Source organism: Streptomyces sp. SAS_272, from assembly GCF_052543235.1.
In genome coordinates this window covers 47,281-71,558 of record NZ_JBMNDR010000015.1, presented here as the reverse complement: position 1 = coordinate 71,558, position 24,278 = coordinate 47,281, and the positions used below count along the sequence as shown (strand labels likewise).

Below are 24,278 nucleotides of genomic sequence, written 5' to 3'. Positions count from 1 at the left end.
TTCCCTACTCCGCCGCCCGCAGATCCAGACCGATGTCCAGGATCGGCGAGGAGTGCGTCAGAGCGCCCACGGCGAGGAAGTCGACGCCCGTGTCGGCGTAGGCCTTGGCGTTGTCCAGGGTGAGCCGGCCCGACGCCTCCAGGAGCGCGCGCTTGCCCACGAGAGCGACGGCCTCGGCGCACTCGGCGGGCGTGAAGTTGTCCAGCAGGATGAGGTCGGCGCCCGCATCGAGGACCTCGCGCAGCTGGTGCAGGGTGTCGACCTCGACCTCGATCGGCACGTCCGGGAAGGCCTCCCGCACCGCCTCGAAGGCCTCGGCGACACCGCCCGCGGCGACCACGTGGTTGTCCTTGACCAGTGCCGCGTCGGACAGCGACATGCGGTGGTTGACGCCCCCGCCGCAGCGGACGGCGAACTTCTCCAGCGAGCGCAGGCCCGGCGTCGTCTTGCGGGTGTCGCGCACGCGTGCCCCGGCGCCCTCCAGGACGTCCGCCCACGCGCGCGTGGCGGTGGCGATGCCGGACAGGCGGCACAGCAGGTTCAGCGCGCTGCGCTCGGCGGTGAGGAGGTCACGCGTGCGCGTGGTGACCGACAGCAGCTTCTGTCCGGCCTCGACGCGGTCGCCGTCCTCCACGTGCCGCTCGACCTCGAACTCGTCCGTGCAGACGACCGAGACGACCGCCTCGGCGATCCGCAGTCCCGCGACCACGCCCGCCTCGCGCGCGGTGAAGTCGGCGGTGGCGACCGCCTCCTCGGGGATGGTCGCGACCGTCGTCACGTCGACGCCGTGGGCCAGGTCCTCCTGGATGGCGACGTTGGCGATGTCCTCCACCTCGACGGGGTCCAGTCCGGCGTCGACCAGCAGCTGGGCGAGCGCGGGGTCGAGCCCGCACTCCTCGTATTCGGCGTATCCCTCGTCGGTGAATCCGGCGTCTGCGTCGGCGCCGCAGGCACAGCCGTCGCCGCAGCCGACGCTCGGGGCGAGGGGAAGGTCGGGGGTGCTCACGTCTGTCACTGCTCCTGGTGGTGCTGCCGGGTCGGGGGGAAGTCTGCGGTATCGGTGGTGTGTACGGCGAGGGTGCGGTCCGGATTCAGCCGTACGACGATGTGGCGGCGCCAGCCGGCGTCGTCGCGGTCGGCGTGGTCCTCGCGCCAGTGGCAGCCGCGGGTCTCCTCGCGCAGGAGGGCGGCGGCGACTAGGACGCGCGCGACGCACAGCAGGTTGGTGGCCTCCCAGGTGTCGACGCCGGGCTCCGCCGTCTTGCCGTTCTCGTCGAGGGCGTCGCGGGCCTCGGTGTGGAGCCGCTGCAACTGGTCGGCGGCCCTCTCCAGGGACGCGGCCGAGCGCAGTACGCCGGCGCCGTCGGTCATGATCCGCTGGATCGCGAACCGGGCCTCGGGGGCGAGCAGCGGGTGCGCGGGCCGCTCGGGGCGCTCCACGGGCGCGGGCACCCGCGCGTGCAGTGCCTCGTCCGTGCGGCTCGCCGCGATGTCGGCCACGATGCGCTCGGCGTAGACGAGGCCTTCGAGGAGCGAGTTGGACGCCAGCCGGTTCGCGCCGTGCACACCGGTGCAGGCGACCTCACCGCACGCGTACAGGCCCGGCACGGTCGTCCGGCCGCGGGAGTCGGTGCGCACGCCTCCGGAGGCGTAGTGGGCCGCCGGTGCGACCGGCACGGGCTCGGTGACCGGGTCGATGCCGTGGGCGCGGCAGGCGGCGAGGATCGTCGGGAAGCGGTGCTCCCACATCTGGGCGCCGAAGTGGCGGGCGTCGAGGAACATGTGCTCGGCGTCCTGCTCCTGCATACGGCGCATGATGCCCTTGGCGACGATGTCGCGGGGCGCGAGCTCGGCCAGCTCGTGCTGGCCGACCATGAAGCGCACGCCGTCCGCGTCGACCAGGTGCGCGCCCTCGCCGCGCACGGCCTCCGAGACGAGGGGCTGCTGGCCCTCGGCGTCCGCGCCCAGGAACAGCACGGTCGGGTGGAACTGGACGAACTCCAGGTCGGAGACCTCCGCGCCCGCGCGCAGGGCGAGCGCCACGCCGTCGCCGGTGGACACCGAAGGGTTGGTGGTAGCGGAGAACACCTGGCCCATGCCGCCGGTCGCGAGGACGACGGCGGGGGCGCGCACGGCCCCCACGCCGTCGTGCTGGCCCTCGCCCATGACGTGCAGGGTGACGCCGGCGGTGCGGCCTTCGGCGTCCGTGAGGAGGTCCAGGACGAGTGCGTTCTCGACCGTGCGCAGTCCACGCGCGCGTACCGCCTCGACGAGCGCGCGGGAGATCTCCGCGCCGGTCGCGTCGCCACCCGCGTGCGCGATACGGCGACGGTGGTGGCCGCCCTCGCGGGTCAGTTCCAGGCCGCCTTCCTCGGACTCGTCGAAGTGCGCGCCGGTCTCGATCAGCCGGCGCACGGCGTCGGGACCCTCGGTGACGAGGATCCGCACGGCCTCCTCGTCGCACAGGCCCGCGCCCGCCACCAGGGTGTCGTCCAGGTGCTGCTCGGGCGTGTCGCCGTCGCCCAGGGCCGCGGCTATGCCGCCCTGCGCCCATCGGGTGGAGCCGTCGTCGAGGCGCGCCTTGGTGACGACGACCGTCCTCAGCCCCGCGGCCTCGCAGCGCAGGGCCGCGGTCAGGCCGGCGACGCCGGAACCGACGACGACCACGTCCGCGGAGATGTTCCACCCGGGCTCGGGTGCGTGCAGTCGTATGCCTGTGCTGGTCACGAGGCGGCTCCGAAGGTGAGGGGGAGGTTGTCGATCAGCCGGGTCGTGCCGACCCGGGCGGCGACGGCGAGAACGGCCTCGCCGGTGAAGTCGTCCTCGATCTCGGTGAAGTCGGACGGGTCGACGAGCGCGAGGTAGTCCAGCCGCAGCGGGGGGTCGAGCCGCAGGGCCTCGTCCAGGACCTGACGGGCGGCCGCGCGGACCGCGGCGGGGTTGCCGGGGGCGGCCTTGGCGACGGCGTGCGCGTCGGCGGCCGCGCGGGACTCGCCGATGGCGCTGAGCGCCTCGGCACGCGCGTGTGTGGCGGGCACCTCCCGCGCGCGGGCACGCAGTGCTTCCTGCGCCGCGTGCCGGTCGCGGCCGGCGAAGAGGGCCTGGGAGAGCGCGAGCGCGGTGCGCCGCTCCCGCGCGGACAGATAGCGGTTGCGGCTGGACAGCGCCAGCCCGTCCTCCTCGCGCACGGTCGGCACGGCGACGATCTGCACGCCGAAGTTCAGGTCGCGCGTCATCCGGCGGATCAGAGCGAGCTGCTGCGCGTCCTTCTGTCCGAAGAGGGCGACGTCGGGCCGGGTGAGGTGCAGCAGCTTGGCGACGACGGTGAGCATGCCGTCGAAGTGCCCGGGCCGGGAGCCGCCCTCCAGGCGCTCGCCCATGGGGCCCGCGGAGATGCGGACCTGCGGCTCGCCGCCCGGGTAGACCTCGTCCACGGACGGGGCGAACACGACGTCCGCGCCGGCGCGCCCGGCGATCTCGAGGTCGGCGTCCAGGGTGCGCGGGTAGCGGTCGAGGTCCTCGCCCGCGCCGAACTGCAGCGGGTTGACGAAGACCGTGACGACGACCTCGCCGCCGGGCCCGGCGAGCTCGCGGGCCGTGCGCACCAGGGTGGCGTGCCCCTCGTGCAGGGCGCCCATCGTCATCACGACGGCGCGGCGGCCGTCACGCGTGCGTGCGTGCAGTTCGTCGGCGGTGCGCAGCAGGGCGACGGTCATCCGGCATCTCCTTCGGCGCCGTGCGGACCGGAACCGCCGGGGTCGGACGGGGCGCCGTGCGGATGGCCGGCGAGCACCCCGAGGAGATCCTCGGCGAGTTCGGGCTTGAGGAGCCCGTGGGCGAGCGCGCGGTCGGCGGTCGCGCGGGCCATCGCCAGATAGCCGGCGACGGTCTGCGGGGCGTGCTCGCGCAGCTGCGCGACATGCGCGGCGACCGTGCCCGCGTCGCCGCGTGCGACGGGGCCGGTGAGCGCGGCGTCGCCCGAGCGCAGCGCGTTGTCGAGAGCGGCGCCGAGCAGCGGGCCGAGCATCCGGTCGGGGGCTTCCACGCCCGCCGCGCGCAACAGCTCCATGGACTGGGCGACCAGGGTGACCAGGTGATTGGCGCCCAGGGCGAGGGCCGCGTGGTAGAGCGGGCGGCTCTCCTCGGCGATCCACTCCGGCTCGCCGCCCATCTCGATCACCAGGGCTTCCGCGGCCATCCGCAGGCCGTCGGGCGCGGTGACGCCGAAGGAGCAGCCGGCCAGGCGCTGAACGTCCACCGGGGTGCCCGTGAAGGTCATCGCGGGGTGCAGCGCGAGCGGCAGGGCGCCCGCGCGCAGGGCGGGGTCGAGGACTTTCGTGCCGTACCTCCCGGAGGTGTGCACGAGAAGCTGGCCCGGGCGCACGGCGCCGGTCTCGGCCAGGCCCTCCACCAGGCCGGGCAGGGCGTCGTCGGGGACCGTCAGCAGCACCAGGTCGGCGCGCCGCAGGACCTCGGCGGGCGGGACGAGCGGCACGTCGGGCAGCAGGAGCCCGGCTCGTCGCCTGGAGGCGTCGGAGACACCCGAGACGGCGACCGGACGATGTCCGGCGAGCTGGAGGGACGCGGCCAGGGCAGGCCCCACCCGGCCCGCGCCGACGACGCCGACGGCCAGCCGCGCGGGGCGGTCCCTCGGGTCTGGTTGTTGGGCTGTGCTCACGCGACGCGGCCTTCCGTTCCAGTCCGCTCGGGGTACCGGACGATTTCTCGTCATGTTAACGCGATCCGTTCGAGGGGCGTCCGTTCGTCCACAGGCTGTGGGCTTTCCCACCCGTTCCCCGCCGTCGGACGGGACGGGCGGGAGGGCTGGGCACAAGTGGGTCGGGCGGCGCTTCCGGGACCCACGAGGGATTCCCGGGTGGGGGCCGCCGGGACAGCCGCCGGGATATGCGCGTGCTCGCGCGCGGGGCGGCACGGCATCATCCGGAGCATGGCATACACGACGGACCAGGGCGACGAGAAGACGGCACAGGAGCGCCTCCGGGAACGGCGGGCGATCGCTCACCGGGAGGCGGAACGCGTCCTGTCGCGCGCGGGATTCCGCGCAACGCTTCGCGACCGGCTCGCGCACCTCCACGAGCACGCATCCGACGTCCACGACCTCGACGAACCCGGCGACATGTACGGCAACGGCGTCGTGGGGGCCCTCGAGAAGCGGGTCGCCGGTCTGCTCGGGACGGAGGCCGCCGCGTTCTTCCCGACCGGCACGATGGCCCAGCAGGTCGCGTTGCGCTGCTGGGCGGGCCGCACCGGCAACCCGACCGTCGCGCTGCACGCGCTGAGTCATCCCGAGAGGTGGGAACGGGGCGCGTTCGCCGCCGTCAGCGGGCTGCGCACCGTCCGGGTGACGGGGGAGCCCCGGCTGCCCACGGCCGAGGAGGTGCGGGGCTTCGAGGAGCCCTTCGGCGCTCTGATGCTGGAGCTGCCCCTCCGGGAGGCCGGCTATGTGCTGCCCTCCTGGGAGGAGCTGACCGAGACCGTGGAGGCGGCGCGCGAGCGCGACGCCGTGGTCCACTTCGACGGTGCGCGGCTGTGGGAGACGACCCGGCGTTTCGGACGTCCCCTGCACGAGATCGCCGACTTGGCGGACAGCGTCTACGTGTCGTTCTACAAGTCCCTCGACGGCTTCGGCGGCGCCGCGCTCGCCGGCCCGCGGTCGCTGGTGGAGGAGGCGAAGACCTGGCGGCACCGGTACGGCGGCACCATATTCCAGCAGTTCCCCACCGCGCTGTCGGCGCTCATCGGCCTGGAGCGCGAACTGCCCCGGCTGCCCGACTACGTCGACCACGCGCGCGTGGTGGCCGCGGCGCTGCGCGAGGGCCTCGCCGCGACGGACGTGCCGTGGGCGCGCGTGTTCCCGGAGCCCCCGCACACCCACGAGTTCCAGGTCTGGCTGCCGTACGAGGCCGACGTCCTGGCCGAAGCGGCGGCGCTCCAGGCCGAGGAGACGGGGACGATGCTCTTCGCGGGCGCCTGGGAGCGGGGCGGGCCGGGGCTGTCCGTCACCGAGGTCGGGGTCCGCTCCGAGGGCCTGACGTGGACGGCGGACGACGTGAGGGCAGCGGTCGCGGACTTCGCCACGCGGATCCCCCGGACGGCGCGGGCCGCCGACGGGGTCGACGGGTAGGCAGGTGGGCGGGTAGGCACGGACGCCGGGCCCCAGAGGTGCGTGCCCTGGCGGCAGGCCGGTCCCGACGGGCGGCGCACGGGCAGCAGGCCGGTCCCCGGCGGCCGGAGCACGGGCGGCAGGCCGGTCCCGGCGGCCGGAGCACGGGCGGCAGGCCGGTCCCGGCGGCCGGAGCACGGGCGGCAGGCTGGTCCCGGCGGCCGGAGCACGGGCGGCAGGCCGGTCCCGGCGGCCCGCATCCGCGAAGGCCCGGCGCCCCCGGCGGCCCGCACTTCGGCACCTCGGTGCCCGGCCGCCCGGCGGCCCGACGGCCGGTCGTGCTCGGACGTCGACCGGGCCGGGTTGTCAGTGCCGGAGTGCACCATGAAGGCATGAGCCTGCGCATCGACGTCGCCGGGCTGCGGCCGGAGAGGGTCTCCGTCGCGCCCTCGCCCCTGGCCGAGCTCGGCATGGCGCTGCACGCGCTGGCCGAGCCGGGGCACCATCCCGGCCTGCAGGGCTGGGTCACCGCGGTCGCCTCCGGCCTCGACCCGCATCTGGCCGACCGGATGTGCGAGGCCGACTTCCTGTGGCGGACGACGTTCTCGGACCTCTTCCTGCCCTGTGCGGGCATCCCGGGCAGAACCGCCCTCCCCGGCACGACGCTGGCCGAAGACCTCGACCTCCTGGACAAGCTGACGGACGAGCAGTTCGTCGACTGCGCGCTGGAATTCATCTGCGCGCCCGGATACGACCTTCCGGGCGCCGGCGTCCTCTGCCACCCGGAGCTGCGCCGACGCGCCTTCGACCTGGCCGCCACGCGCGGCCCGCGACAGGTGCGGTTCACCCGGCGGCTGCTCGACGACCCCCCACGCGTGCGTGCCTGGCTGCGCCAGTTCCTGCGGGACTGCGACGAGGCGTTCTTCTCCGACGTCTGGGCGCGGGTGCGGCTCCCCCTCACCGCCGACGCCCGCCTGAAGACGGATCTCCTGCGCCACAAGGGGCTGGCGGAGACGCTCACCGCCGTGTCCTCGGCTGTGACGCTCGACGAGGAGGCCGCGCGGATCACCGTCGACAAACTGGTCGTGGGCCACAGCACGACAGGGGACGGCGGCCTGCTGCTGGTGCCCACCAGCCTCGGCTGGCCGCACCTGATGGTGCTGCACCGGTACGGCTGGCAGCCGGTGCTGCACTACCCGGTCGGCTCGCCGGAGCCGGCCGCACCGCCGTCGGTGGAGCAGCTGGCGCTGCGGATGACCGCGCTGTCCCATCCCGTGCGGATGCGCATCTGCCGGATGCTGGCCCGCAGTGCGTACACCACGACGGAACTGGCCCAGGTCCACGGCGTGTCGGCGCCCGAGATATCCCGGCACCTCACGCTGCTGAAGAAGGCGGGCCTGGTCACCACGCGGCGACGCGGCCGGTACCTGCTGCACCAGCTCGACGTCACGGTGGTGGCCCGGCTGGGCAGCGACTTCCTGGAGGGGATACTCCGCTAGCGGGCTGCCCGCACGTCAGTCGAACCGGATGTGCCTCAGGCCCACGCCGGCCTGCCGCAGCCGCGTCCGCAGCGCACCCTCGGTATGGGGCCTGAGCGTCAGACCGGCGAGGACGGCGATGCGGTCGGCCGTCTTCGGCACGGTTGCGTGGTCCGTCCACAGGTGCTCGGCGAACTCCGGCTCGCGCAGGCGTTCCAGGCAGTGGTCGAGCCGGCTGACGGCCCAGGTCTCCCGGCGCAGCCCCGCGTTCCTTCCCGCGGCGAACCCCAGAAGGTGTCCCGGACCGCGCTCGCGCAGCCGCCGCAGGACCGTCTCCCGTTCGGCGAGGAGGGTGAAGTGACGTACGTCGTGGCCGAGTTCGCGCAGCCTGCCGACGGTCTCGGCGAAGTACACCGGGTCAGTGACGGTCATCGGGACGACGACCACGCCGTCCTGCTCGCGGAGCGCCAGGTCGAGGACCTCGACGACGCCCTGCCGCCAGGACGCCAGGTCCTGGAAGTCACCGCGCAGGTCCGGCGGCAGCATGCGGCGCAGGCCGAACCCGGCGTGCTCCGGGTCGCACACCACGCTGCCGGGCAGACGGCGCCGGATCTCGTAGGCGGTCTGCGTCTTGCCCCCGCCGAAGGGACCGTTGATCCACAGAAGCATTCGCAGATGCTAGTGCGGCCCCGCCCCAGGCCCAGACCCCGGCCCCGGCCCCGGCCCCGGCCCCGCCCGAACGAGAGGGCTCGAGCCGGGTCCGCGCCCCGGGGGGCGGAGCGGGGTGTGGTGCGGTATCCCTCAGCGGCCGCCGGCGCGGACGAGACCCGTTTCGTAGGCCAGCACCACCACCTGGACGCGGTCGCGCAGGCCGAGCTTGGTGAGGATGCGTCCCACGTGGGTCTTCACGGTCGCCTCGGAGAGCACCAGCCGGGCCGCGATCTCCCCGTTGGACAGCCCCTGGGCGACCAGCACCATCACCTCGCGCTCGCGTTCCGTGAGCCGTTCCAGCTCCTTGTGCCGGGGTTCGCCTCCCGTGGCGGGCAGCATCGGCGCGAAACGGTCCAGGAGGCGGCGGGTGGTGGAGGGCGCGACCACCGCGTCACCGCTGTGCACGGAACGGATCGCGGTGAGCAGCTCGCCGGGCGGGACGTCCTTGAGCATGAATCCGGAGGCGCCCGCCTTCAGCCCGGAGAACGCGTACTCGTCGAGGTCGAAGGTGGTCAGGATCAGCACCTTCGGAGGGTCGGGCTCCTCGCAGATGCGCCGGGTGGCCTCCACGCCGTCCAGCTTCGGCATCCGGACGTCCATCAGCACGACGTCCACCTCCGTCGAACGCACCGCCTGGAGGGCCTCGACGCCGTCGCCCGCCTCCGCCACGACCTCCATGTCCGGCTGGGCTGCGAGCACCATCCGGAACCCGGTGCGCAGCAGCATCTGGTCGTCGACCAGCATCACGCGGATCGTCATCGAGTCCTCTTCCGTTTCCGTACTTCGGTCGGGGGAGCGTGGGGAGAGCGGGTGGGGTGGGTGAGGCGGACTGTCCGCATGAGCGTGACAGGTGTCAACGAGGGGCGTGCGTCAGCGTCAGTGCGCCGGTTTGAGCGGGAGCAGGGCGCTGATCCGGAATCCTCCGCCCGGTCGCGGGCCCGCGTCCAGGGTGCCGCCGACCATGCCGACCCGTTCCCGCATGCCGATCAGTCCGTGCCCGGCGCCGTCGGCCCCGCCCTCCTCGTACAGCTCGTGCGGGGCACCCTTGCCGTCGTCCTCCACGAGCAGCCCGAGGCCGTCGTCGAAGTAGACCAGGCGGACACTCGCGCCCGTGTTCGGCCCGCCGTGCTTGCGCGTGTTGGTCAGCGCCTCCTGCACGATGCGGTACGCCGTCAGCTCGACGCCGCTGGGCAGCGGCCGGGCCGTGCCCTCGACCTTGAAGTCCACGGGCAGGCCCGAGCCGCGGCACTGCTCCACCAGGTCCTCGATCTGCTCGACGTCGGGCTGCGGCACGTACTCGCCGCCCTCCTGGTGCTCGCCGGTGCGCAGCACTCCCAGCAACCGGCGCATCTCGGCCAGGGCCTGACGACCGGTGGAGGAGATCGTCTCCAGGGCCGCCTTCGCCTGGTCGGGCGCGGCGTCCAGGACGTATGCGGCGCCGTCGGCCTGCACCACCATCACCGACACGTTGTGCGCGACGACGTCGTGCAGCTCGCGCGCGATGCGGGCGCGCTCGGCGGCGACGGCGACCTTCGCCTGCGCCTCGCGCTCCTTCTCCAGACGGGCCGCGCGCTCCTCCAGCTGGGCGAAGTACGCGCGGCGGGTGCGCATGGAGTCGCCGAGCACCCAGGCGAACGCGAACGGCACCGTCAGGAAGACCACGGTCGCGACGTTGCCCGGCACGCCCGAGTTCTCGTTCGGCCAGCGCAGCTGGGCGACGGTGGCCGCGCTCAGGCCCATCACGAGCGCCAGCCGGGACGCCCAGCGGACGCCGTTGGCCGCGACCGTGTAGACGATCACCAGCAGGGCGAAGTCGGCGGCCGTCGCCGAGACGTTCAGCACCAGCTGCGCCAGCCCCAGGGCGACGGCCAGCAGCAGCATCTTCTCGGGCAGCCGCCTGCGCAGCGCCAGGACCAGACAGAGCAGAAGCACGACGGGCACGTACAGCGCCATGGAGTCGGCGCCCCCGCGCTGGTCCGGGCCGGCGGTTCCGGCCACGACAGAGATCCCGAACAGGACCAGGGCCCAGAAGCCGTCGACCCCGGTCGGGTTTCTGCGGAGGAAGTCATAGAAGCGCTGCACGTAACCCAGCGTAGGGAAGCCCTGTGCGTGCGGGGGTCAACCGGAGGGCCGATCCGGTACGGGCGCGTGTACTCCGCAAGGTGGATGCCGTGATCACCTGTACGGCTGGTCCACCCGCTTAGTCTGTCGGGGTGGACGAGGTCTGGCGGACGAGGTGACCGGCTCGGGCGACGTGACCGGCTCGGGCGACGTGACCGGTTCGGGCGAGTGGCGCGGCTGGCGCGCGGCGACGCAGGCCGCGCTGTACGGAGCCGGCGGCGAGCGCGCGTCCGCCACGGCGGGCGCGCCCGGTTCGGGCGGCGGCTCCACGGAGGGCTTCTACCGGCGGCCCGAAGGTCCCGCCGGGCACTTCCGCACGTCCGTGCACGCCTCGCCGCTCTTCGCCGAGGCCGTGGCCCGGCTCCTGTGCCGGGTGGACGAGGCGCTGGGCCGGCCCGAGTCGCTCGACTTCGTCGACATGGCCGCCGGCCGGGGCGAACTGGTGGCCGCGGTCCTGGCGGCACTCCCCGCCGGCGTGCTCTCCCGCACGCGCGCGTGCGCCGTCGAGATCGCCGACCGCCCCGAGGGGCTCGCTCGGCGGATCGAGTGGCTCCGCGAGCCGCCTTCGGCCGTCACCGGGCTGCTGTTCGCCAACGAGTGGCTGGACAACGTCCCGGTCGAGGTCGCGGAGGTCGACGCCGCCGGGGTGGCGCGACTGGTCCTCGTCCGGCAGGACGGGACCGAGCGGCTCGGGGAGCCGGTGTCGGGAGCGGATGCGGACTGGCTGGCGCGCTGGTGGCCGTCGGGCGGCGAGGAGGGGCTGCGGGCCGAGATCGGGCTGCCCAGGGATTTGGCGTGGGCGTCGGCTGTGGCGTGCGTCGGACGAGGGCTCGCGGTGGCGGTGGACTACGCGCACACCGCGGACGCGCGCCCCCCGTACGGGACTCTCACCGGGTTCCGGGACGGGCGTGAGACGGCTCCCGTCCCGGACGGGTCCTGTGACATCACGGCCCACGTGGCGTTGGACGCCTGCGCGGAGGCGGGAGCGAGGACGGCGACGCGGACGCACGCCCGGCACCCGCTTCCCGGCTCCCCCGCGCGCCCCGCGACCGGCACGCACCCCGGCTCTCGCACGATCACGGGCCCGGACACGCGCCCCGGCGCACGCCTGCTCAGCCAACGCGCTGCACTGCACGCCCTGGGGCTCACGGGTGCACGCCCCCCGCTCGCACTCGCCTCCACGGACCCCGCCGCATACGTGCGCGCCCTCGTGAGCGCCGGAGCGGCCGGCGAACTCACCGCGCCGGGCGGACTGGGCGACTTCGGCTGGCTGGTCCAGCCGGTCGGCATCCCGGACCCACTGGTCGAACAGCCGGTCGCGGACGCGGCACGGGACCCGCAGGCCGCCCCGGCGCCCGAAGCCGACTGACCGCCACCGGACCCGCCGCCCCCTGCGACCGGCTCCGGCGCCGCCGACCCTGAGCGACCGTCGTGCGGCCGGCCGTCGCCACACATGCGCGTTGCCCGGCGGCCCGGCGGCCGACTACTTGTCGATGTCTCCCACCACGAAGAACATCGACCCGAGGATGGCCACCATGTCGGCGACCAGCGTGCCCGGCAGCAGCTCGGTGAGCGCCTGGATGTTGTTGTACGACGCCGAGCGCAGCTTCAGCCGGTACGGCGTCTTCTCGCCCTTGCTGACGAGGTAGTAGCCGTTGATGCCGAGGGGGTTCTCCGTCCACGCGTACGTGTGCCCCTCGGGCGCCTTGAGGACCTTCGGCAGCCGCTGGTTGATCGGGCCGGGCGGCAGGTCGGCGAGACGGTCCAGGCAGGCGTCGGCGAGAGCGAGCGCGTTGTACGTCTGCTCCAGGAGGCACTCGAAGCGCGCAAGGCAGTCGCCCTCGGTGCGTGTGACCACCTTCAGGGTGCCCTGCAGCTCCCCGTAGGCGAGATAGGGCTCGTCCCTGCGCAGGTCGAAGTCGACGCCCGAGCCGCGCGCGATCGGCCCGCTCACGCCGTAGGCGTGCACATGCTCAGGCGCGAGGACGCCGACGTCCCGCGTGCGCCCGCGGAAGATCTCGTTGCCGAGCACGAGGTCGTCGAAGACGTCCATACGGGAGCGCACGGCGGCGACCGCCCCCCGCGCGCGGGAGGCCCAGCCGGCCGGCACGTCCTCCTTGAGGCCGCCGACGCGGTTGAACATGTAGTGCATGCGCCCGCCGGAGACCTCCTCCATCACGTTCTGGAGCACCTCGCGCTCACGGAAGGCGTAGAACACCGGTGTGATGCCGCCGAGCTCCAGGGGGTAGGACCCGAGGAACATCAGGTGGTTGAGCACCCGGTTCAGCTCGGCGAGCAGCGTGCGGGTCCACACCGCGCGCTCGGGGACCTCCATGCCGAGCATCCGCTCCACCGCGAGGACCACGCCCAGCTCGTTGGAGAACGCCGACAGCCAGTCGTGACGGTTGGCCAGCATGACGATCTGCCGGTAGTCGCGGGCCTCGAACAGCTTCTCCGCGCCGCGGTGCATGTAGCCGATCACCGGCTCCGCGTGCTGGATGCGCTCGCCGTCCAGTACGAGCCGCAGCCGCAGCACACCGTGCGTGGAGGGGTGCTGGGGGCCGATGTTGAGCACCATGTCGGTGCTCTCCGCGGCGCCGCCGATCCCGACCGTGGTCTCCGTCGTGGGAGTCATGGCACCAGTCTCCCCTACGTACGCTGGGCCCATGGAGACGGGGAGCCCGGTGGGCCCGGGGGGCGCGGAGACGACGGAGACGACGGAGACCGGACCGGAGTGGACCGGGCTGCCGCCCGCGCTGCTGCGGATGCGGCGGCTGCTGCTGGTGGTGTGGCTGGTGCCGGCCGCCGTCGGCACCGGTCTGCTGCTCGGCCTGCTCGTCGGCCCCGCGTGGGCCGCGTTCGCACTGCTGCCGCTGGCCGGCATCGGCTGGGGCTGGGTGCTGCTCGGCCGCAACTGGCGCTCCTGGCGGTACGCGGAGCGGGCCGACGACCTGCTGATCAGCCGGGGCGTGCTGTGGCACGAGGAGACCGTCGTGCCGTACGGGCGCATGCAGCTCGTCGAGGTCACCTCCGGCCCCGTCGGGCGGCGCTTCGGTCTGGCCGGCGTCCAGCTGCACACCGCGGCCGCCGCGACCGACGCCGCCATCCCGGGTCTCGACCCGGCCGAGGCGGAACGGCTGCGCGACCGGCTCACCGAACTCGGCGAGGCCCGATCGGCGGGACTGTGACGACACCGGGCGTGGAGGACGGCGTGGAGGACGGCGTGCCGCAGGCGGCCGGCGGGTCCGGGGACCGTCCGGGGCCGCTCGCCGCCGAACGCCGACTGCATCCCGTGACGCCGTTCCGACGGGCCTGGGCGCCCGTCGCCGTCCTCGTCGGCTGGGCGGTGCACGACCCGAACCAGGCGCAGGAACAGCTCACCCGGCTGACCACGACGACGCTGCTCGTGGCGCTCGCCGTCCTCGTCCCCGCGGCCTCCCTCTACGGCTTTATGACCTGGTGGTTCACCCACTTCGCGGTGACCGACGGCGAACTGCGCATCCGGACCGGGCTGCTGTTCCGGCGCACCGCGCACATCCGGCTGGAACGCATCCAGGCGATCGACGTCAGTCAGCCGCTGCTGGCCCGCGTCGCGGGCGTGGCGAAACTCCGGCTGGACGTCGTCGGCGCCGAGAAGAAGGACGAACTCGCCTTCCTCGGCGAGGACGAGGCCCGCGCGCTGCGGGCCGAGCTCCTCGCGCGCGCGGCGGGCTTCGCCCCGGAGACGGCGCGCGAGGTGGGGGAGGCTCCCGCGCGCGAGGTGCTGCGGGTGCCGGGGCGCGAGCTCGCGATCGCGCTGGCGCTGACGGGCGCCACCTGGGGCGCGCTGGCCGCCGCGCTCGTCGTGCCGCCCGTGCTGTGGCTGGCCACCCACAGTGTGTGGACGGTCCTGGCGACCGGGGTGCCGTTGCTCGGCGCGGCCGGTGCGAGCAGCGTGGGACGGTTCGTCGGCGAGTACGACTGGACGGTCGGCGAGTCGCCGGACGGGCTGCGGCTCGATCACGGCCTGCTGGACCGCACGCACGAGACGGTGCCGCCCGGGCGGGTGCAGACCGTGCGCATCGTCCAGCCGCTGCTGTGGCGCCGGCGCCGCTGGGTGCGCGTCGAGCTGGACGTGGCCGGCTCCGCCAACTCCGTGCTCGTGCCGGTCGCCCCGTACGCGGCAGCGGAGATCGTCGTCGCGCGCGTGCTGCCCGGAGTGGCCATGCCGGCGGAAACGTCGCTGGAGCGTCCGCCGCGCAGGGCCGGGCGCTGCGTGCCGGTGTGGTGGCGGGGCTACGGCATCTCGGTCACGGACACCGTGTTCGCCGCCCGGCACGGCCTGCTGCGCCGCCGTCTTTCGCTGGTGCCGCACGCCAAGGTCCAGAGCGTGCGGCTGACACAGGGGCCCTGGCAGCGCCTCTGGGGCCTCGCGGACGTCCATGTGGACACGGGGGCCGGAAAAACCGTCACGGCCCGCCTGAGGGACGCTCAGGAGGCCGAGCGGCTGCTCCGCAGTCAGGCCGAACGATCTCGGACCGGGCGCCGCGACGCCCGGCCCGACCGGTGGATGGCATGACCTGCCCGCCCCGGCCGCCGCAGCCACATGCCGCCCGGGCCCGAGCGGCGGTGCGGCATCAGCATCAGCGGCAGCGGCAACGGAAGCGGCCGTGCGGCGACGGCGTCAGGAGACCGCGCTGCGCAGCTGCTGGAGGTCGATCTGTTCCGTCTCGTCGTGGGCGGTCAGGTCGATCACCTGGCCGACTCCGCGCGACGCCTCGTCCGCCGGCTTGAACTCCGCCTCGGACTCGGCCTTGTGCAGCGCGAGCGCCTCCTGGCCGACGACGTCCGCCAGGTCCTCGTTCTGGACGGCTTCGAGGGCGTCCGGAGCGGACTCGCTCTTGGTGCCGAAGAAGTCGAACCCGCCTTCGGCCGTCCGACGCCGCACGGGCTGAGCGGCCGGTACGACGGCCACGGCGGTCGGCACGGCGAAGTGACCGGACGGCGACCGCACGGGAGTCGCGGGGCGCGGCACGAGCGCGCCGGCCGCACCCGCCGCCGCGGCCTCGACGGCGGCGGGGGCGGTGGGCGCCGGGGCGGCGCCGGGCTCCGGGTCCAGGGGCGGCTCGGGCCGCGACGCGGTCCGCGCGTCGTCCGACTCCCCACGGGACCTGACGGCTTCCGGCGCGTCGGCCGGGGCGCCCGGGCGCTCGGTCTCCAGGGCTGTTTCCGAGGCCGCGTCGTGCGGAGTCCTGTCGTCCAGCGGCGTCTCGACGTCCCGCGAAGCCTCGACGTCCTGCGAAGCCGCGGCGTCCTGCGAAGCCGCGGCGTCCTGTGAGGTCTCGGCGTCCTGTGAGGTCTCGGCGTCGGCTGCCGGGTGGGGGGCGGTCGCGTGCGCGTGCTCGTCGACCGCCTCGGGCTTCCCCTGTGCCTCGTCCTCCTGGGCGGCGTTCGCGCCGTCGGCGGCTCCGTGCTCCGCGGAGGACGCCCGCGCGGGCTCCTCCCCGGCGGCCGCGCCGGATTCCCCGGCGAGGTCGTCGTCCTTCCGGGACTCGACGCCGTCGGTGTCCAGCCGCGCCAGCGCGGCCTGCGCCCGCAGGAACAGCTTCGAACCCTCGGGCGAGAAGACCGTCGAGAACGGCGCCACCTCCTCGCGGGGCTCGGCCGGGTCGGCCGCAGCCGCCTCGTCCGCCGCATCCGTCCTGTCCGCATCCGCCGACTCGGCCGCCTCCGCGCCTTCGACGACGCCCGCAGCCTCGACGGCGTCCGCAGCCTCGGCGGCGGAATCCGCGGCGGCCTCGCTCGCGGGCGCGCCCGGCAGCGCCGGCACCGCCTCTATCTCGAGCAGACGGCGGCCCTCCAGGGCGCTGGCCCGCTCGGTCTCCGCGGTGGCGTAGCGGCGCAGCAGCGCCGCGTGCTCGTTGCGCAGGCCGGCGAGTTCCGCGCGCTTGGCCCGCAGTCGCTGCTCCAGCTTGACCCGCAGCTCACGCGACTCGTCCAGGTCGCTCTCCAGTTCGGCGACCCGTTCCTCGTAACGCCACTCGTCACCGGCACGCGCGCGCGTGAGGTCGGCGACGTGCTTGCCGGCCTGCATGTCCCAGCGGCGCATCACGACCGCGCCGACGATCGCCGTGACCGCGGCCGCCGCCGCCAGGCCGCGGAGAGTCGTCTGTTGCGTGAACACCCAGGGGCCGAGAGCGCAGACAAGGGAGACGCCTGCGATCACCGAGGGGGGCAGCAGCCTGTGCAGAGGCGGGGAATGACGGTGACGTCCACGTGGCATGGCCAGAAACTTACCGCGCGTAGGCGAATGTTGGCGCCCCGCCCCACAAAAACTCAGCCATACCGAAGCCTCCACACGACATCAGGAATCCCGGCTGTCACCGAATTCGACAAACGACAAGATCATTTCTGGTCGCCGACTCCCGTATCCCGTCACCGGCCCCCCGCCGCACGGGCGCCCCGCGCCCCGGCCGCGCCCGCCGCGCCCGCACCGGGCACCCGCGCGGCCCCGCTCCGCCCGCACACCGCGGCCCCCGCCGACCGCCCCGCTCACCTCGCGGTGAGCCGTGCGCTGACCCACTCCAGGGTCGGCGGGATCTCCCGGCGCCAGGTGTTGAAGTTGTGCCCGCCGCTTTCCAGGATGATCGACGAGATCCTGGTCCTGTGGGTGGACTTCGCCAGCTCTATGAACTTCAGCGTGGGCTTGTAGTTGGATTCCCCGGCCTTGCTGCTGGTGACGAGCAGCGAGGTGGCGGGAGCGGAACGATTCTTCAGAAACCAGTGCAAATCAGCTTCATTGCGGAGCTTCTTGCTCCCGTGGAAGAGGTCGCCGGTGGTCGGGTCGCTCGGCGCCTTGTAGTAGGCCGACAGGCCCGCGCCCGCCCCGTAGACCTCCGGGTGGTGCATCGCCAGCTTCAGGGCGCAGTAGCCGCCCGTGGAGTCGCCGATGATGCCCCAGCCGCCGGGCTTCTTGTTCACCCGGTAATGGGCCGTCACGGCCTCCGGCAGGTCCTTGGCGAAGAACGACTCGGTCTGCGGGCCGTGCGGGATGTCCACGCACTCGGTGTCCCGCGGCGGCGCGACCGTCGGCCGCATCATCACCAGGATCATCGGCTGCATGCGCCCGTTCTTCGCGAGCGTCCGCGCGGTGCTCGGATAGTGCAGCTTGTTCACCAGCGCCTCCGCCGTGCCCGGGTAGCCCGTGAGGACGACGGCCGCGGGGAAGGTCCGCGTGCGGTACTGCGGCTCGAAGTACTCCGGCGGCAGGTACACGTACGCGGGCGTGGCGATGTCCGTCGTACGCCCGATGACGGCGATCTTCTGGATCTGCCCGCCGAAGCGCGGCATCCCGCTGCCGCTGCCGTCCACCCGCCGGGTGTCGACCACCCGCAGCGGACCGGCCGGCGTGCCGCCCTTCGCATGGTCGACGACCACGCCCTGATCCGTCTCCTGACCGAACAGGTCCGCCCAACTGGCGTAGAAGCCGAACGCCTGGTTGGCGGACAGCCCTATGGACACGAAGAGGGCCAATTGCGTGGCGAGCAGCAGCCCGATGCGCCCGCCGACGGCCCGCCAGTTGCGCTTGGCCAGACGCGGCCACAGCCACACGGTTCCGATGAACAGCAATACGGCGAACAGCACTGACAGCAGCAGCACTTTGTTGCTCGTGAGACCCATGCGGTGTTTCCTGCCTGCTCTCCGTCCGGGATCACGCCCGCTCCCCCGACTCCTTCGCGAGGGCTTGTCCCGAACTTTCCCTGGTCTTTTCAACGGCTTTGGCGAGACGAGTGAACCTCTCTCCCCAAGACACCGTCCTAGAGGGCGCAATGTCGCCGGATGCCCGAATCGGCACCGGGTCCAAAGTCTCTCGCGGAACTACGGGATGCGATGTCTGTCACCGAAGATGGGGAAATGTCGGGTGGGGTTCCGCCCCGTAGCAGCCGGGTGCGGCGGATAGTGCGAGGTCCGCGCCCCGAGGCCGTGCCGTCCCTCGTCGCCCGGGCCTGTGCCCTCGTGGGCCTGCTGGACGTCGCCGGCGGCGTCTTCCCGCGGTTCCGGCACAGCCGTATGCACACCTTCGCCGAGGTGCTGCCCGGTTCCTTCGGGCCCTTCGCGGCGGCGCTGTCGCTCAGCGCCGGCGTCCTGTTGCTGCTGCTCGCCCACGGGCTCCGGCGCGGCAAGCGGCGCGCCTGGCGAGCCGCGGTGGTCCTGCTCCCGGCGGGCGCGATCTCGCAGTTCATGTACCGGCACTCGATCGTGGGCGCGCTCATCTCGGTCGCCCTCCTCGTTCCGCTGCTGGTGCACCGCGACCAGTTCAAGGCGCTGCCCGACCCGCGCAGCCGCTGGCGTGCGCTCGCCAACTTCGTCCTCATGGGCGCCGGTTCCCTGGGTCTGGGCCTGGTCATCGTCAGCGTCCACCCGGGGCGCCTGATCGGCGACCCGAGCCTGGCCGATCGGATCACGCACGTCCTGTACGGCCTCTTCGGCTTCGAGGGCCCGGTCGACTACCAGGGCAACACCTCCTGGACGGTCGCCTTCTCCCTCGGCGCCCTCGGCTGGATCACCGCCGTCACCACGATCTACCTCGCCTTCCGCCCCGAGCACCCGGCCGCGCGCCTCACCGAGGAGGACGAGAGCCGGCTGCGCGCCCTGCTGGACAAGCACGGCCGTCGCGACTCCCTCGGCCACTTCGCGCTGCGCCGCGACAAGGCCGTCGTGTTCTCCCCCAGCGGTAAGGCGGCCGTCACCTACCGCGTGGTCTCCGGCGTGATGCTCGCCAGCGGCGACCCCATCGGCGACGTCGAGGCCTGGCCCGGCGCCATCGAGCGCTTCATGGACGAGGCCAAGGCCCACTCCTGGACCCCCGCCGTCATGGGCTGCTCGGAGACCGGCGGCGAGGTGTGGACCCGCGAGACCGGCCTGGACGCCCTGGAGCTGGGCGACGAGGCGGTGGTGGACGTGGCGGATTTCTCCCTCGCCGGCCGCGCGATGCGCAACGTGCGTCAAATGGTCAAACGCATCGAACGCGCCGGTTACGAGACCCGGGTCCGGCGCGTACGTGACCTCGGCGAGGCCGAGCTGGAGCGCATCCGGCGGGCCGCGGAGGACTGGCGCGGCACCGACACCGAGCGCGGCTTCTCCATGGCCCTGGGCCGGGTCGGCGACGCCTCCGACGGGGACTGCCTCATCGCCACCGCCCACAAGGCCGACGAGGTCCCCGGCGAGTACGGCGACCTGAAGGCGATCCTGCACTTCGTGCCCTGGGGCCCGGACGGCGCCTCCCTCGACCTGATGCGACGCGACCGCTCGGCCGACCCCGGCATGAACGAACTGCTGATCGTCGCCGCTCTCCAGGCCGCCCCGAAGTTCGGCATCACGCGCGTGTCGCTGAACTTCGCCATGTTCCGCTCCGCCCTGGCCCGCGGCGAGAAGATCGGCGCCGGTCCCGTGCTGCGCGCCTGGCGCGGGCTGCTGGTCTTCCTCTCGCGCTGGTTCCAGATCGAGTCGCTGTACAAGTTCAACGCCAAGTTCCAGCCCCGCTGGGAGCCCCGCTTCGTGGTCTACCGCGCCTCCGGCGACCTGCCCCGCATCGGCTTCGCCGCCATGCAGGCCGAAGGCTTCGTCACCCTCGCCCTGCCGCTGCCGCGCTTCCTGCGCCGCCGCTCCGGCGCGGCCCGCGTGTGCGCGCACGCGGTGGCGGAGAGAGACGTACGGGCGGCGTAGGCCGCATGGGCCCGCGGAGCCGGCGCCTTCCCGGGCGTGGCCCCGCCCGGGAGCCGCGCCGCGGCGCGGCTCCCTCCTGGGCCTACGCTGAACATATGAGCAAGCAGAGCGGACGCGGGCGCGTCGTCGGACTTCCGCAATGGGACCGCTGCGCGGTCATGGGAGTCGTCAACGTGACCCCCGACTCCTTCTCCGACGGCGGCCGGTGGTTCGACACGACGGCCGCCGTCAAGCACGGCCTGCATCTCGTCGCCGAAGGCGCGGACCTCGTCGACGTCGGCGGCGAGTCCACCCGGCCGGGCGCCACCCGCGTCGACGAGGCCGAGGAGCTCCGCCGGGTCGTCCCCGTCGTCCGCGGTCTCGCCTCCGAAGGCGTCGTCGTCTCCGTCGACACCATGCGCGCCTCCGTCGCCGCCAGGGCCCTCGCGGCCGGCGCCGCCCTCGTCAACGACGTCAGCGGCGGCCTCGCCGACCCGGCGATGATTCCCGCGGTGGCGGACGCCGGAGCCCCCTTCGTGGTCATGCACTGGCGCGGCTTCCTCAAGGGCGGCAACGTCCGCGGCGTCTACGCAGACGTCGTCGCCGAGGTGGTCGACGAGCTCCACGCGCGCGTGGACGCCGTCCTCGCCGGCGGTGTCTCTCCCGACCGCATCGTCGTCGACCCCGGACTCGGCTTCTCCAAGGAGGCCGACCACGACCTCAGCCTGCTCGCCCACCTCGACCGGCTGCACGCCCTCGGACACCCGCTGCTCGTCGCCGCCTCCCGCAAACGGTTCCTCGGCCGCGTCCTGGCCGGACCGGAAGGCGCCCCGCCCCCCGCGCGCGAGCGCGACGCCGCCACCGCCGCCGTGTCCGCCCTCGCGGCACAGTCCGGCGCCTGGGCCGTCCGCGTGCACGAGGTCCGCGCGACGGCCGACGCGGTGCAGGTCGCGCGCGCCGTGGAAGGAGCGCGCGAGGAAAGACGCGCGCCGGGCGCGGGCGCACCCGACCCGGCGCGGCCGGCGACGGACGCATCCGGCGCGCACGGCAGACCCGACGCACCCGCCCCCGCCCACCCGCCCCGCGCAGAAGGAACCCGGTGAGCGCCCCCCACACGGACGTCGAACAGGTCGAGGCCGCCAACACCGCCTTCTACGAGGCACTGGAGCAAGGTGATTTCGACGGGGTGTCCGCCTTCTGGCTGGCCCCGTCCGACCTGGGCGTGGACGAGACCTACCACGACCCGGCGGACGTCGGCGTGGTCTCCTGCGTGCACCCCGGCTGGCCCGTGCTCACCGGGCGCGGCGAGGTCCTCCGGTCGTACGCGCTGATCATGGCGAACACCGACTACATCCAGTTCTTCCTCACCGACGTGCACGTCTCGGTCACCGGCGACACGGCCCTGGTGAACTGCACCGAGAACATCCTCAGCGGCGGTCCTGCGCCGGAGGCGGGCGAGGAACTCGGACCGCTCGTCGGCCAGCTCGTGGTCGCCACCAACGTGTTCCGCCGGACGCCGGACGGCTGGAAGCTCTGGTCGCACCACGCCTCCCCGGTTCTGGCCGACAACGACGAGAACGAGGAGGACGACGAGGACGACACCCCGTCCTGAGCGGTCGGGAGTGCCACGGCAGAGCGGGCGGCGAGGCCCGGACGGCCCACCCGGGCGAAGAAGTGGTTGGAATCACGAACCCGTGGGTAGGGGCGGCTACCAACCCGTGAGCCACGGGGTTCCCCGAGGGGAACGGCCGGTGAGATTCCGGGCTCCCGCCCGGGTCACCGCGGCCGGAGACCGGGTCTGTCGGTGCTCGCGGGTAGATTCGAGCGAGGCCGGGGTGCCGCCCGCACACGGCACGCACCGGCCGGAACCGACGACTGCAGGAGTGATTCGCGTGGATCGTGTCGCGCTGCGCGGCCTCAAGGCTCGCGGGTACCACGGCGTGTTCCCCAGGGAACGCGAGGAGGGCCAGACCTTCATCGTGGACCTGGTCCTGGGCCTGGACACCCGGCCGGCCGCGGCCGACGACGACCTGGCGAAGACCGTGCACTACGGCATCGTGGCCGAGGAGGCCGTGGCCGTCGTCGAGGGCGAGCCGGTCGACCTCGTCGAGACGCTCGCCGCACGCATCGCCCAGGTCTGTCTGAAGCACGAAGTGGTCCAGGAGGTCGAGGTCTGCGTCCACAAACCGGACGCCCCGATCACCGTCCCCTTCGACGACGTGACCGTCACCATCACCCGGAGCCGAGTATGACCGCGTTCTTCGCCGGGGGTCAGAGCGACCCGACCGTACAGCCGGTGCCCGCCTCCGTCGTCGAGAGGGTCGACGCCGCCGACACCACCCTGCACAACCCCCAGCGCGCCGTGCTCTCCCTCGGCTCCAACCTGGGCAACCGCCTGGAGACGCTCCAAGGCGCCATCGACGCCCTCGAGGACACCCCGGGCGTCCGCATCAAGGCCGTCTCCCCCGTGTACGAGACGGCGCCCTGGGGCGTCGAGCCCGGCAGCCAGCCCTCGTACTTCAACGCCGTGGTCCTGCTGAAGACGACCCTGCCGCCGTCCTCCCTCCTGGAGCGGGCGCACGCCGTCGAGGAGGCCTTCCACCGGGTACGGGACGAACGCTGGGGCGCACGCACGCTGGACGTCGACATCGTCGCGTACGCCGACGTCGTGGACGACGACCCCCACCTCACCCTCCCTCACCCCCGTGCCCATGAGCGGGCGTTCGTGCTCGCCCCCTGGCACGACGTGGACCCCGAGGCCCAACTCCCCGGCCTCGGCGCGGTCGCCGACCTTCTCGACGCGGTCACCCGCGAAGGCGTCGCCGCCCGCAAGGACCTGGAACTCCACCTGCCCGAGTAGTCGTTAAGGTCAACAGGAAGGTCGCAGGACCACTGCGGGGGAGCTGAAGGGACACCGTGAGAGAGCTGCACATCAGGGTGCTGGCAGGCGTGTTCGTCGTGGCCGGCGTCCTGTCCTGGGCGGGCGCCCGCCTCTGGAACTCGATCGGGACCCTGCCCAGCGTCCCCTTGGCCGCGCCCATCGTGCTCGCCGTGATCGCGGTGATCCTGCTCGCCACGGCGATCTCGCTGCGCTCGCGCCTCAAGGCCCAGCGCGAGCGCCGCCCCGAGGCGAAGGGCGTCGACCCGCTGATGGCGGCCCGCGCGGTCGTCTTCGGCCAGGCCAGCGCCCTCGTGGCCGCCCTCGTCTCCGGCATGTACGGAGGCACGGGCGTCTTCCTCCTGGAGTCCCTGGACATCCCCGCCCGCCGCGACCAGGCCATCTACGCCGGCTTCTCGGTCCTGGCGGGCATCGCCGTCATAGCGGCGGCCATCTTCCTGGAACGCGTCTGCAAGCTCCCGGAGGACGACGACCACGAGAACGGCGCCGCCTCGACGGCATGACCCCGCCGCGCACGCGCGCGGCGGGGCCGACGAAGACGGGGTGGGGGCGCGGGCGGCGTCAGCGCGCCAGTATCAGGCTCATCGCCTCCGCGCGGGTGGTCGCGTCCCTGAGCTGCCCCCGCACCGCGGAGGTGGTGGTCTTGGCGCCCGGCTTGCGGATCCCTCGCACGGACATGCACATGTGCTCGGCCTCGATGACGACGATCACGCCACGGGCCTCGAGAATGCGCATGAGAGAGTCCGCCACCTGCGTGGTGAGTCGTTCCTGGACCTGGAGGCGGCGCGCGAACACCTCCACCAGCCGCGCCAGCTTCGACAGACCCGTGATCTTGCCGGACTCGGCCGGGATGTAGCCCACGTGCGCGACCCCGTGGAACGGCAGCATGTGATGTTCGCAGAGCGAGACGATCTCGATGTCCTTGACGAGCACCATCTCGTCGTGACCGAGGTCGAACGTCGTCGTCAGCACATCCTCGGGCACCTGCCTGAGACCTGCCAGCAGCTCCCGGTACGCCCGCGCCACCCGTGCCGGCGTCTCCCGGAGGCCCTCGCGGTCCGGGTCCTCACCGACCGCGAGCAGGAGCTCCCGTACGGCGTTCTCGGCGCGCTTCTCGTCGAACTCGCCGATCGAGCCCTCGCCGTCCAGCGTCACGGGGTCGGTCATCTGGTGCCTCGTTCCTGTGCGGGTCGCGCGTATGGGTCACGCGCCTCATCTGCGGCATCGAGCATCGTTCAGGAGAAATGCCGCGTACCCCCGG

General features: G+C 73.4%; 22 protein-coding genes. 11 read left to right on the top strand and 11 right to left on the bottom strand.

Going from position 1 to position 24,278, the window contains the following annotated elements; genetic code table 11:
- Nucleotides 1–4: 4 nt before the first annotated feature.
- The 4 genes from nadC to ACN6LD_RS12410 are packed head-to-tail and all read right to left on the bottom strand — an operon-like array spanning nucleotide 5 to nucleotide 4,678.
- On the bottom strand, nucleotides 5–1,006 hold the full coding sequence (gene nadC / locus ACN6LD_RS12425) for a carboxylating nicotinate-nucleotide diphosphorylase (protein ID WP_319190211.1): 1,002 nt from the start codon (nucleotides 1,004–1,006) through the stop codon (nucleotides 5–7).
- A 5-nt stretch (nucleotides 1,007–1,011) separates the two neighbouring features.
- Nucleotides 1,012–2,727: an L-aspartate oxidase gene (locus tag ACN6LD_RS12420; RefSeq protein WP_445043169.1), complete on the bottom strand. Its 1,716-nt coding sequence runs from the start codon at nucleotides 2,725–2,727 to the stop codon at nucleotides 1,012–1,014.
- Nucleotides 2,724–3,716: a pantoate--beta-alanine ligase gene (gene panC / locus ACN6LD_RS12415; RefSeq protein ID WP_319190207.1), complete on the bottom strand. Its 993-nt coding sequence runs from the start codon at nucleotides 3,714–3,716 to the stop codon at nucleotides 2,724–2,726. Before panC ends, ACN6LD_RS12420 begins: the two co-directional genes overlap by 4 nt.
- A complete protein-coding gene (locus ACN6LD_RS12410; protein WP_445043168.1) occupies nucleotides 3,713–4,678 on the bottom strand; it encodes a Rossmann-like and DUF2520 domain-containing protein in 966 nt (321 codons plus the stop codon). The genes panC and ACN6LD_RS12410 overlap by 4 nt, the downstream gene beginning before the upstream one ends.
- A 270-nt stretch (nucleotides 4,679–4,948) precedes the next feature.
- Here ACN6LD_RS12410 and ACN6LD_RS12405 point away from each other — a divergent pair, with 270 nt between their 5' ends.
- Together ACN6LD_RS12405 and ACN6LD_RS12400 are read left to right on the top strand one after the other, a co-directional pair.
- Nucleotides 4,949–6,145 carry a threonine aldolase family protein gene (locus ACN6LD_RS12405; RefSeq protein ID WP_445043167.1) on the top strand — a complete coding sequence of 399 codons (1,197 nt, stop codon included), beginning with the start codon at nucleotides 4,949–4,951 and terminating at the stop codon, nucleotides 6,143–6,145.
- A gap of 371 nt (nucleotides 6,146–6,516) precedes the next feature.
- Complete coding sequence (locus ACN6LD_RS12400) at nucleotides 6,517–7,623, top strand: DUF5937 family protein (RefSeq protein WP_319197941.1); 1,107 nt, start codon at nucleotides 6,517–6,519, stop codon at nucleotides 7,621–7,623.
- A gap of 15 nt (nucleotides 7,624–7,638) precedes the next feature.
- On the opposite strand, the gene ACN6LD_RS12395 is transcribed toward ACN6LD_RS12400, so the two are convergent.
- From ACN6LD_RS12395 to ACN6LD_RS12385, 3 genes are all read right to left on the bottom strand, one after another.
- Nucleotides 7,639–8,271, bottom strand: coding sequence for an AAA family ATPase (locus ACN6LD_RS12395; protein ID WP_319197939.1), 633 nt, complete (start codon nucleotides 8,269–8,271; stop codon nucleotides 7,639–7,641).
- 132 nt (nucleotides 8,272–8,403) lie between these two features.
- Complete coding sequence (locus tag ACN6LD_RS12390) at nucleotides 8,404–9,072, bottom strand: response regulator (protein WP_445043166.1); 669 nt, start codon at nucleotides 9,070–9,072, stop codon at nucleotides 8,404–8,406.
- A gap of 117 nt (nucleotides 9,073–9,189) precedes the next feature.
- Nucleotides 9,190–10,395 carry a sensor histidine kinase gene (locus tag ACN6LD_RS12385; RefSeq protein WP_445043165.1) on the bottom strand — a complete coding sequence of 402 codons (1,206 nt, stop codon included), beginning with the start codon at nucleotides 10,393–10,395 and terminating at the stop codon, nucleotides 9,190–9,192.
- A 154-nt stretch (nucleotides 10,396–10,549) separates the two neighbouring features.
- Between ACN6LD_RS12385 and ACN6LD_RS12380 the strand changes: the two genes are divergently transcribed.
- Nucleotides 10,550–11,803 (top strand): SAM-dependent methyltransferase, encoded by a 1,254-nt coding sequence (locus tag ACN6LD_RS12380; protein ID WP_445043164.1) that lies wholly within the window; start codon nucleotides 10,550–10,552, stop codon nucleotides 11,801–11,803.
- Between the two features lie 114 nt (nucleotides 11,804–11,917).
- On the opposite strand, the gene ACN6LD_RS12375 is transcribed toward ACN6LD_RS12380, so the two are convergent.
- Nucleotides 11,918–13,069 (bottom strand): NADH-quinone oxidoreductase subunit D, encoded by a 1,152-nt coding sequence (locus ACN6LD_RS12375; protein ID WP_445043163.1) that lies wholly within the window; start codon nucleotides 13,067–13,069, stop codon nucleotides 11,918–11,920.
- A 31-nt stretch (nucleotides 13,070–13,100) separates the two neighbouring features.
- Between ACN6LD_RS12375 and ACN6LD_RS12370 the strand changes: the two genes are divergently transcribed.
- Both ACN6LD_RS12370 and ACN6LD_RS12365 read left to right on the top strand, forming a co-directional pair.
- Nucleotides 13,101–13,622 carry a PH domain-containing protein gene (locus ACN6LD_RS12370; protein ID WP_445043162.1) on the top strand — a complete coding sequence of 174 codons (522 nt, stop codon included), beginning with the start codon at nucleotides 13,101–13,103 and terminating at the stop codon, nucleotides 13,620–13,622.
- Complete coding sequence (locus ACN6LD_RS12365; RefSeq protein WP_445043161.1) at nucleotides 13,619–14,992, top strand: PH domain-containing protein; 1,374 nt, start codon at nucleotides 13,619–13,621, stop codon at nucleotides 14,990–14,992. The genes ACN6LD_RS12370 and ACN6LD_RS12365 overlap by 4 nt, the downstream gene beginning before the upstream one ends.
- A gap of 105 nt (nucleotides 14,993–15,097) precedes the next feature.
- Here the strand turns inward: ACN6LD_RS12365 and ACN6LD_RS12360 are convergent, their stop codons facing one another.
- Nucleotides 15,098–16,696: a hypothetical protein gene (locus ACN6LD_RS12360; RefSeq protein ID WP_445043160.1), complete on the bottom strand. Its 1,599-nt coding sequence runs from the start codon at nucleotides 16,694–16,696 to the stop codon at nucleotides 15,098–15,100.
- A 269-nt stretch (nucleotides 16,697–16,965) separates the two neighbouring features.
- Nucleotides 16,966–18,093, bottom strand: coding sequence for an alpha/beta hydrolase (locus ACN6LD_RS12355; protein WP_319188507.1), 1,128 nt, complete (start codon nucleotides 18,091–18,093; stop codon nucleotides 16,966–16,968).
- Nucleotides 18,094–18,327: 234 nt separating this feature from the next.
- Here ACN6LD_RS12355 and ACN6LD_RS12350 point away from each other — a divergent pair, with 234 nt between their 5' ends.
- From ACN6LD_RS12350 to ACN6LD_RS12325, 6 genes are all read left to right on the top strand, one after another.
- The gene (locus tag ACN6LD_RS12350) at nucleotides 18,328–20,139 is read left to right on the top strand and encodes a phosphatidylglycerol lysyltransferase domain-containing protein (protein ID WP_319188509.1); all 1,812 of its coding nucleotides are present in this window, start codon (nucleotides 18,328–18,330) and stop codon (nucleotides 20,137–20,139) included.
- A 95-nt stretch (nucleotides 20,140–20,234) separates the two neighbouring features.
- Nucleotides 20,235–21,221, top strand: coding sequence for a dihydropteroate synthase (gene folP, locus ACN6LD_RS12345; protein WP_445043159.1), 987 nt, complete (start codon nucleotides 20,235–20,237; stop codon nucleotides 21,219–21,221).
- The gene (locus tag ACN6LD_RS12340) at nucleotides 21,218–21,730 is read left to right on the top strand and encodes a nuclear transport factor 2 family protein (RefSeq protein ID WP_319188514.1); all 513 of its coding nucleotides are present in this window, start codon (nucleotides 21,218–21,220) and stop codon (nucleotides 21,728–21,730) included. The genes folP and ACN6LD_RS12340 overlap by 4 nt, the downstream gene beginning before the upstream one ends.
- A 280-nt stretch (nucleotides 21,731–22,010) precedes the next feature.
- A complete protein-coding gene (folB, locus tag ACN6LD_RS12335) occupies nucleotides 22,011–22,370 on the top strand; it encodes a dihydroneopterin aldolase (protein ID WP_266724779.1) in 360 nt (119 codons plus the stop codon).
- Nucleotides 22,367–22,978: a 2-amino-4-hydroxy-6-hydroxymethyldihydropteridine diphosphokinase gene (folK, locus tag ACN6LD_RS12330; protein WP_445043158.1), complete on the top strand. Its 612-nt coding sequence runs from the start codon at nucleotides 22,367–22,369 to the stop codon at nucleotides 22,976–22,978. Before folB ends, folK begins: the two co-directional genes overlap by 4 nt.
- A gap of 56 nt (nucleotides 22,979–23,034) precedes the next feature.
- On the top strand, nucleotides 23,035–23,520 hold the full coding sequence (locus ACN6LD_RS12325) for a DUF3180 domain-containing protein (protein WP_319188518.1): 486 nt from the start codon (nucleotides 23,035–23,037) through the stop codon (nucleotides 23,518–23,520).
- Nucleotides 23,521–23,578: 58 nt separating this feature from the next.
- Here the strand turns inward: ACN6LD_RS12325 and folE are convergent, their stop codons facing one another.
- Nucleotides 23,579–24,184, bottom strand: a complete 606-nt coding sequence (gene folE, locus ACN6LD_RS12320; RefSeq protein ID WP_319188519.1) for a GTP cyclohydrolase I FolE — start codon at nucleotides 24,182–24,184, stop codon at nucleotides 23,579–23,581.
- Between the last annotated feature and the right edge of the window lie 94 nt (nucleotides 24,185–24,278).